This window comes from Bradyrhizobium sp. S69, from assembly GCF_009766005.1.
Taxonomy (GTDB): Bacteria; Pseudomonadota; Alphaproteobacteria; order Rhizobiales; family Xanthobacteraceae; genus Bradyrhizobium.
The window spans coordinates 166,073-173,889 of sequence record NZ_LMUK01000032.1 but is presented as its reverse complement, the minus strand read 5'-3'; the positions used below and the strand labels follow the sequence as shown (position 1 = coordinate 173,889).

The 7,817-nt window shown below is 63.8% G+C and carries 8 protein-coding genes; 5 read left to right on the top strand and 3 right to left on the bottom strand.

Translation table 11 applies throughout. The features are described 5' to 3' along the window. Positions 1 to 576: carbon-nitrogen hydrolase family protein (locus GSQ88_RS13480; RefSeq protein WP_159008236.1), on the top strand; the 576-nt coding region annotated here is incomplete at its 5' end. Continuing rightward, entirely contained in the window at positions 573 to 1,049 is a 477-nt protein-coding gene (locus GSQ88_RS13475) for a DUF1178 family protein (protein WP_159008235.1), read from the top strand. The genes GSQ88_RS13480 and GSQ88_RS13475, both read left to right, overlap by 4 nt. Before the next feature lie 16 nt (positions 1,050 to 1,065). Here the strand turns inward: GSQ88_RS13475 and GSQ88_RS13470 are convergent, their stop codons facing one another. From GSQ88_RS13470 to GSQ88_RS13460, 3 genes are read right to left on the bottom strand one after another with little or no spacing between them, the layout of a single operon-like run. Continuing rightward, positions 1,066 to 1,965 (bottom strand): DMT family transporter, encoded by a 900-nt coding sequence (locus GSQ88_RS13470; RefSeq protein WP_159008234.1) that lies wholly within the window; start codon positions 1,963 to 1,965, stop codon positions 1,066 to 1,068. A gap of 33 nt (positions 1,966 to 1,998) precedes the next feature. Beyond that, complete coding sequence (gene ubiG / locus GSQ88_RS13465; RefSeq protein WP_174248001.1) at positions 1,999 to 2,778, bottom strand: bifunctional 2-polyprenyl-6-hydroxyphenol methylase/3-demethylubiquinol 3-O-methyltransferase UbiG; 780 nt, start codon at positions 2,776 to 2,778, stop codon at positions 1,999 to 2,001. An 18-nt stretch (positions 2,779 to 2,796) separates the two neighbouring features. Next, positions 2,797 to 3,264: a PH domain-containing protein gene (locus GSQ88_RS13460; RefSeq protein ID WP_159008233.1), complete on the bottom strand. Its 468-nt coding sequence runs from the start codon at positions 3,262 to 3,264 to the stop codon at positions 2,797 to 2,799. A gap of 184 nt (positions 3,265 to 3,448) precedes the next feature. On the opposite strand from GSQ88_RS13460, the gene GSQ88_RS13455 reads away from it, so the two are divergent. The 3 genes from GSQ88_RS13455 to GSQ88_RS13445 form a co-directional block, all read left to right on the top strand. Then, positions 3,449 to 4,702: an aspartate kinase gene (locus GSQ88_RS13455; protein ID WP_159008232.1), complete on the top strand. Its 1,254-nt coding sequence runs from the start codon at positions 3,449 to 3,451 to the stop codon at positions 4,700 to 4,702. Positions 4,703 to 4,968: 266 nt separating this feature from the next. Then, entirely contained in the window at positions 4,969 to 7,236 is a 2,268-nt protein-coding gene (gene ptsP / locus GSQ88_RS13450; RefSeq protein WP_159008231.1) for a phosphoenolpyruvate--protein phosphotransferase, read from the top strand. Between the two features lie 49 nt (positions 7,237 to 7,285). Next, the coding region (locus tag GSQ88_RS13445; RefSeq protein ID WP_159008230.1) for a PCRF domain-containing protein at positions 7,286 to 7,817 on the top strand (532 nt) is incomplete at its 3' end.

Below are 7,817 nucleotides of genomic sequence, written 5' to 3'. Positions count from 1 at the left end.
CGTTCGTTCCTGATCGGACCCGATGGCGGCGTGATCGCGAAATACGACAAGATCCATATGTTCGATATCGATCTGCCCGGCGGCGAGAGCTATCGCGAGTCCGCCAATTATCAGCCAGGCGAAACCGCCGTGATCGCAGATCTGCCATGGGGCCGCATCGGGCTGACAATCTGTTACGACGTACGCTTTCCGGCGCTGTATCGCGCGCTCGCCGAAAGCGGCACGTCGTTTCTCGCCGTGCCCTCGGCTTTCACCCGCAAGACCGGCGAAGCGCACTGGCACACGCTGCTGCGCGCCCGCGCCATCGAAAACGGCTGCTTCGTGTTCGCCGCAGCCCAGGCCGGCCTGCACGAAAACAAGCGTGAGACCTTTGGCCATTCATTGATTATCGCCCCCTGGGGCGAAATTCTCGCGGAAGGCGACGCCGAGCCCGGCGTGTTCCTGGCCAGGATCGACCCGTCCAAGGTCGAGACCGCGCGCAAAACCGTGCCGTCGCTGCAGCACGGCAGACGTTTCAGCATGGCCGATCCGAAGGCGGGACCCGAACATCTGCATCTGGTTCGGGGATCGGCATGATCCACTACAATCTGCGCTGCGAGCGCGGCCACGCGTTCGAGAGCTGGTTTCAGAGCTCGACAGCCTATGAGTCCCAGGAAAAGCGCAAGCTGGTGAATTGCCCGGTCTGCGGCTCGGCCAAGGTCGAGCGCGCCATCATGGCTCCGCAAATCGTCAGCAAGAAGCGGCGCGATAAAGCCGAGCCGGTGCCCGCGGCGCCGGCGGATGCCGCCACAACCGCTTCCACGCCGACGCCGCTGTTGATGGCGCAGGAGCGCGAGTTGCGCGCCAAGCTGAAGGAATTGCGCGACCACATCGTGAAAAACGCCGACAATGTCGGTGAGCGTTTTCCCAATGAAGCGCGGAAGATGCATTACGGCGATATCGAGCATCGCCCGATTTACGGCGAAGCCTCACCCGACGAAGCCCGCGCGCTGATCGAGGAAGGCGTCGAAGTCTCGCCGCTGCCGGTGCTGCCGGGCGACAGGAACTGAGTCGCAATCTCGGCGGCTACGCCGCCACCAACAGCCCAACGCCGACGACAATCAGCGCAATACCGGAAAGTTCACGCACCGAGAGCGGCTGCTTGAAGGAATAATACGCCACGCCTTGCGCGAACAGCACCTCGACCAGCGCCAACGTGCGCACGTTGGCGGCTGCCGTCAGCGCGAACGCCAGAAACCAGAATTGCGAGGCGAATGCGCCGATAAAGCCCGCGAACATCGAGGGCTTCCAGAGACCGAAAATCTTTTTCAGCACATCCGGCGCGCGTGCCAGCAGATAGATCGTCAGCACCAGCGTCTGCGCGAACAGCCCGAATACCAGCGTGTAGGACGCCGCCGTCACGAACGAGACGCCCGGCACCGTAATGATCGCGCCGCGAAAACCGATCGCCGACAACGCGAAGGCCGCGGCGGCGCCCAAACCGATAATGGTCGGCTTCAGTTCGGCGAAGCCCTTTTCGCCGCCGGGCCGCAACGCGGTGACGATGACGCCTATGGTCGCGATCAGGATCGCGACCACTTTCAGCACCGTCAGATGATCGTCGAGAAAGACAAAGCCGAAGATCGCGGTCTGGATCGCCTCAGTTTTGAGGTAGGCCGTCGTCACCACGAAGGAGCGGTCGTTCATCGCGAGCAGCATCAGCCCGGTGCCGACGATCTGGGCGAGCGCGCCCAGCACCAGCCATGGCCAGAACGCCGCCGTCGGCCAGGGTACCGCGTCGCCGGTCGCAAGAATCACGGCAACGAAGAACATCACCGAGAACGGGAATCCGAACAGAAAGCGGATATTGGTCGCGCCCCAGGTGCCCAACGGCCCGGTCAGGCTCCGCTGCATTGCATTGCGCGCCACCTGCCCGAGCGAGGCGATGATGGCGAAGGGAATCCAGAGCGTAGCGATGCTGAGCATGTCGGGAGGATTCGGTTGGCGGGCTGACGCCTGTCAGACCGCCCCTTCCGCGATCACCATGTAATTGACGTCCATATCGGTCGAAAGGCTCCAGCGGTCGGCGAACGGGCTGTAGACCACACCGCTCTCCTCGGAAATGACGAGCCCGTTGTCGAGCAGGTGTTTCGCCAGTTCGCCGGGGGTAACGAACTTGTCCCATTGATGGGTGCCGCGCGGCAGCCAGCGCAGCACGTATTCGGCGCCGACGATGGCCAGCGCAAAACTCTTCCAGTTGCGGTTCAAGGTCGAGACCACCATCATGCCGCCGGGCTTGAGCATGGCCGCACAGCGATCGAGAAAGACGCCCACATCGGCGACGTGCTCGACCACTTCCATCGCCAGCACGATGTCGAAGCGTTCGCGCACGTCCATCTGTTCGACCGTGGTGCAGCGATAGTCGATCGACAGATGCCCCTTGTCGGCATGCAGCTTGGCCGCGGCGATATTGGTCGCGGACGGATCGACCCCGATCACCTGCGCGCCGAGCCGGGTGAACGGCTCGCACAGCAGCCCGGCGCCGCAGCCGATATCGAGGATGCGCAGGCCGGACAGGCAGCTCAGGCTTTTGACGTTGCGCTCGAACTTGCGGCAGGCGGCGTCGCGGATATAGCTCAGCCGCAACGGATTGATCTTGTGCAGCGGCGCCATCTTGCCGTTGGGATCCCACCATTCGTCCGACAGCTTTGAGAATTTCACGATCTCGGCGGGATCCACCGTGCTGCCGAAGGCGCCCGGAGGATTCGAATTTGGTTCCGAATTTTGTTGCATGGCCATGGAGAAACGCGCCGCTCCCTATCGCGCGGTGATGTGATTGCGGAAGTCGAGCGGCGCCGCAATGGTCCTGATGGTCTCGGCGCCCTCGCCGACCCCGCGCACCGTGACATCGCCGTAATTCATCAGGCGGCCAAGGATGCTCTGGTTGACATCGACGCTCTCAACCTTATCGAGGCTCATCTCAAACGTGCGGCGCTTGATGAATCCGGTCTTGTGGACGACGCGCAGGTTAGTGACGTCGGTTTCGGTGGTCCAGCGGTGGAACCAGGCGGTCAGCATCTTGTACAGCGCGAAAAGGGCCGCGATCGCCGCCAGCGCCAGGCCGCCCCATGCCAGCGAACCGCCGGCAAACATCTGTGACGCCGCGAGCAAGCCTGCCGCCACAATCCAGGCGCCGATCGCCGGCAGATAGAAGATCCAGTGCGCGTTGGTCGAATACAGCACTTTCTCCCCGGGCTGCAGGATATCATCGATATAACGCCCCATCGCTTTAGCCTCAATTATCCCTGTTTTCCAAGCGCTTGCGCCACCCCCGGGCGGTTCTTAGGGGGCGCCAGAGCCCGGTTGCTTGTCGCCAACCGCGCCGTTATGTATACGCGCCTTTTGGCTGGCGCGCGCGGTTTCCGTAAGCGTCCAGTGAATTACCTCGTCAGGGAATAAGCCGGTCATCATGGGTCGCCTCGTCATGAAATTCGGCGGCACGTCCGTCGCCAATCTCGACCGCATCCGCAACGTCGCGCGGCATGTGAAGCGCGAGGTCGACGCCGGCCATGACGTCGCCGTGGTGGTGTCGGCGATGTCCGGCAAGACCAATGAGCTGGTGGACTGGTGCCGTGATGCCTCGCCGATGCATGACGCGCGCGAATATGACGCCGTGGTGGCCTCAGGCGAACAGGTCACCGCCGGCCTGCTGGCGATCGCGCTGCAGGCGATCGGCATCCAGGCGCGCTCCTGGCAGGGCTGGCAGATCCCGATCAGGACCAGCGACGTCCACGCCTCAGCACGGATTCTCGATATAGACGGCACCGAATTGATCAACCGGTTCAGGGATCGCAAGGAAGTCGCCGTGATTGCCGGCTTCCAGGGCCTCAATCCGCAGACCGGGCGAATCACCACGCTCGGGCGCGGCGGCTCCGACACCTCGGCGGTCGCGATCGCGGCTGCCGTTCATGCCGACCGTTGTGATATCTATACCGACGTCGATGGTGTCTACACCACCGACCCGCGCGTGGTTCCGAAGGCGCGCCGGCTCGACAAGATCGCGTTCGAAGACATGCTGGAACTGGCCTCGCTGGGCGCCAAGGTGCTGCAGGTGCGCTCGGTGGAGCTCGGCATGGTGCACAACATGCCGATTTTCGTCCGCTCCAGTTTCGACAAGCCCGAAGATATCGACCCGCACGGCACGCCGCCGGGCACGCTGATCTGCAGCGAGGAGGAAATCATGGAAAGTCACGTCGTTACCGGTATCGCCTTTTCCAAGGACGAAGCCCAGATTTCCGTCCGCCAGATCGAGGACAAGCCGGGTGTCGCCGCCTCGATCTTCGGGCCGCTCGCGGATGCCAACATCAATGTCGACATGATCGTGCAGAACGTCTCCGAGGACGGCAAGACCACCGACCTCACCTTTACCGTCCCAGCCTCGGACTACGCCCGCGCCCGCGACACCATCACGTCGGCCCAAGCTACGATCGGCTATGCGCGGCTCGACAGCGCCACCGATGTCGCGAAAGTCTCGGTGATCGGCAGCGGCATGCGCAGCCATGCCGGTGTCGCCGCCACGGCGTTTGCGGCGCTCGCCGCGCGCAAGATCAACATCCGCGCCATCACGACATCCGAAATCAAGTTTTCGGTGCTGATCGACGCCGCCTATACCGAGCTTGCGGTGCGCACGCTTCATACGCTTTACGGACTAGACCAAGTTTAGAACAATTTTCCCTTAGCACCCGCAACATTGTACCAATAGAAACACTCTGGCCTTTGGCAGGCGTTTTGCTTGGCAAAACAAGCCCCAATTCGCTATACGGCCTGAAGGGCAGGCTACCGCGAACCGCGACATAGTTTCGATTATCCGATTCGGCCGGTTTGCCTGGCTTGCGCCGGCGCCGAACGGATAAAATTGTTGATTGCTCAAGCTTAACGCCAGCTCCCGGCCACCCGCCAGGCTGGCTTCGCGGAGGAGGATTTTAATACATGCGGAGCGCGTCGGGAGGCCCCCGCGTCTTGCTGAGACGGCTCCGCGAAACCATGGCGGAGCAGGTCTCTGCCCAGGAACGGCTGGACAAGATCGTGGTGCTGATCGCGGCCAACATGGTGGCCGAGGTCTGTTCGACCTATGTGCTGCGCGTCGACAACACGCTGGAACTCTACGCCACCGAAGGCCTCAACCGCGACGCCGTGCATCGCACCGTGCTGAGCGCGCATGAGGGCCTGGTCGGCCTGGTGGCGAGCGAGGCGACGCCGCTCAATCTGAACGACGCGCAAAGCCATCCGGCCTTCTCGTTCCGCCCGGAAACCGGCGAAGAAATCTATCACTCGTTCCTCGGCGTTCCGATCCTGCGCGCCGGCAATACGCTCGGCGTGCTGGTGGTGCAGAACCGCGCCAAGCGCACCTATGTCGAGGAAGAGGTCGAGGCGCTGCAAACCACCGCGATGGTGCTGGCCGAGATGATCGCCTCGGGCGAATTGTCGGCGCTGGCGCAACCCGGCGCCGAACCCGCCGCGCGGCATTCGCTGCACAAGACCGGCGCGATCCTGTCCGACGGCATCGCGCTCGGCCATGTGGTGCTGCACGAGCCGCGCGTCGTCATCACGAATTACATCGCCGAGGACCTGCCGAAGGAAATCAAGCGGCTCGATACCGCCCTGACCAAACTGCGCGCCGATCTCGACCGCATGCTGGAGCGCGGCGACGTCGCCGATGGCGGCGAGCACCGCGACGTGCTGGAAGCCTACCGGATGTTTGCCAACGATCACGGCTGGTCGCACAAGCTGCACGAGGCGGTGGCGACCGGCTTGACGGCGGAGGCCGCCGTCGAACGCGTGCAATCCGACACCAGGGCGCGCATGCTGCGCTCGACCGATCCTTACCTGCGCGACCGCCTGCATGACCTCGAGGACCTCGGCCATCGGCTGATGCGGCAATTGGTCGGGCAGGATCATGCACCGTCGCGCGAACAACTGCCCGACAACGCCATCCTGATCGCGCGTGCGATGGGGCCGGCCGCGCTGCTCGATTATGACCGCAAGCGCCTGCGCGGGCTGGTGCTGGAAGAAGGCACCGCCAACTCCCACGTCTCGATCGTGGCGCGCGCGCTCGGCATTCCCGCGGTCGGCGAGGTGCCGAATGCGCCGGGTATCGCCGACCCCGGCGACGCCATCATCGTCGACGGCACCACAGGTGAGATCTATGTCCGCCCCTCGGCGGAAATCGAATCGGCCTATGCCGAGCGGGTGCGCTTCCGCGCCCGGCGGCAGGCGCAATATTCGGCGTTGCGCGAAAAACCCTGCGTGACCAAGGATGGCCAGCCGGTCGAGCTGATGATCAACGCCGGCCTCGCCATCGACCTGCCGCATATCGACGACACCGGCAGCGCCGGCATCGGGCTGTTTCGCACCGAACTGCAATTCATGGTCGGCCAGAGCCTGCCGCGCACCTCCGACCAGCTCGCGCTGTATCGCACGGTGCTGGATGCCGCTGGCGACAAGCCCGTGACCTTCCGGACGCTCGACATCGGCGGCGACAAGGCGCTGCCTTATATGGAAACCGTGATCGAGGAAAATCCAGCATTGGGCTGGCGCGCGATCCGGCTCGGCCTCGATCGCCCCGGCCTGTTGCGCGGCCAGATCCGCGCGCTGCTGCGTGCCGGCGGCGGTCGCGCGCTGCGCATCATGTTTCCGATGATTACCGAAGTGGCCGAGTTCGATCTCGCCAAGGGCATCGTCGAGCGCGAACTGACCTATCTGCGCCAGCATGGCCATACGCTGCCGGAACGCATCGATGTCGGCACCATGATAGAGGTGCCGGCGCTGCTCTATCAGCTCGACGAACTGCTCAAGAAAGTCGATTTCGTCTCGGTGGGATCCAACGATCTGTTTCAGTTCCTGTTCGCGGTCGATCGCGGCAACGCCAAGGTGTCGGAACGGTTCGACACCATGTCGGCGCCGATCCTGCGGGCGCTGCGCGACATCGTGCGCAAGGCCCAGGCCGCGAAGAAGTCCGCTTCGCTGTGCGGCGAGATGGCGTCGAAGCCGATCGGCGCGCTGGCGCTGATCGCGCTGGGCTATCGTTCGTTGTCGCTGTCGGCGACCGGGCACGGCCCGGTCAAGGCGCTGATCCTCGACCTCGACGCCAAAAAGGCCGAAGCGATGATGATGCCGCTGCTCGATGCGCCGTCCGGCTCCGTGTCGATCCGCCAGAAGTTGATCGAATTCGCCGAGGCCGAGGGACTTTCGTTGTAGCGGCGCTCCACCTCCATGCCGCGCCCTCTTCGCCATTCGAGACCAAACCATGTCGATGCTTCCTGAAGCCAAACTTGATATCCTGCTGGCGCACCATGCCTCGCTCGAGAACCAGGTGCTGGGCCAGCTCAACTCCGAGAACTACGTCAAGATCATGCGCGAGCTCGCCGAGCTCAATCCGCTGATCGACGCCGTCAAGGCCTACCGCGCCGCCAATGCCGAAATCGCCGGCATCGACCAGTTGATCGCCGATCCCGCGACCGACCCCGAGATGCGCGCGATGGCGGAGGCCGAACGCGAGACATTGGCCGAGCGCAGCCTCGAACTGGCGCAGCAGATCCGGGTGGCGCTGTTGCCCAAGGACGCCATGGACGACCGCAACGTGGTGCTGGAAATCCGCGCCGGCACCGGCGGCGACGAGGCCTCGCTGTTCGCCGGCGACCTGTTCCGGATGTACGAACGCTTCGCCGATCTGCAGGGCTGGAAGGTCGAGGTGATCTCGGCCAGCGAAGGCACCATGGGCGGATATAAGGAAATCATCGCCGAGGTCCGTGGCCGCGGCGCGTTCGCGAAGCTGAAGT

Excerpts from the sequence above, each read along its gene's own strand:
- ubiG (WP_174248001.1), bottom strand. The coding sequence starts at position 2,778 with ATGGCCATGCAACAAAATTCGGAACCAAATTCGAATCCTCCGGGCGCC.
- ptsP (WP_159008231.1), top strand. The coding sequence starts at position 4,969 with ATGCGGAGCGCGTCGGGAGGCCCCCGCGTCTTGCTGAGACGGCTCCGC.
- GSQ88_RS13460 (WP_159008233.1), bottom strand. The coding sequence starts at position 3,264 with ATGGGGCGTTATATCGATGATATCCTGCAGCCCGGGGAGAAAGTGCTG.
- GSQ88_RS13470 (WP_159008234.1), bottom strand. The coding sequence starts at position 1,965 with ATGCTCAGCATCGCTACGCTCTGGATTCCCTTCGCCATCATCGCCTCG.
- GSQ88_RS13475 (WP_159008235.1), top strand. The coding sequence starts at position 573 with ATGATCCACTACAATCTGCGCTGCGAGCGCGGCCACGCGTTCGAGAGC.
- GSQ88_RS13455 (WP_159008232.1), top strand. The coding sequence starts at position 3,449 with ATGGGTCGCCTCGTCATGAAATTCGGCGGCACGTCCGTCGCCAATCTC.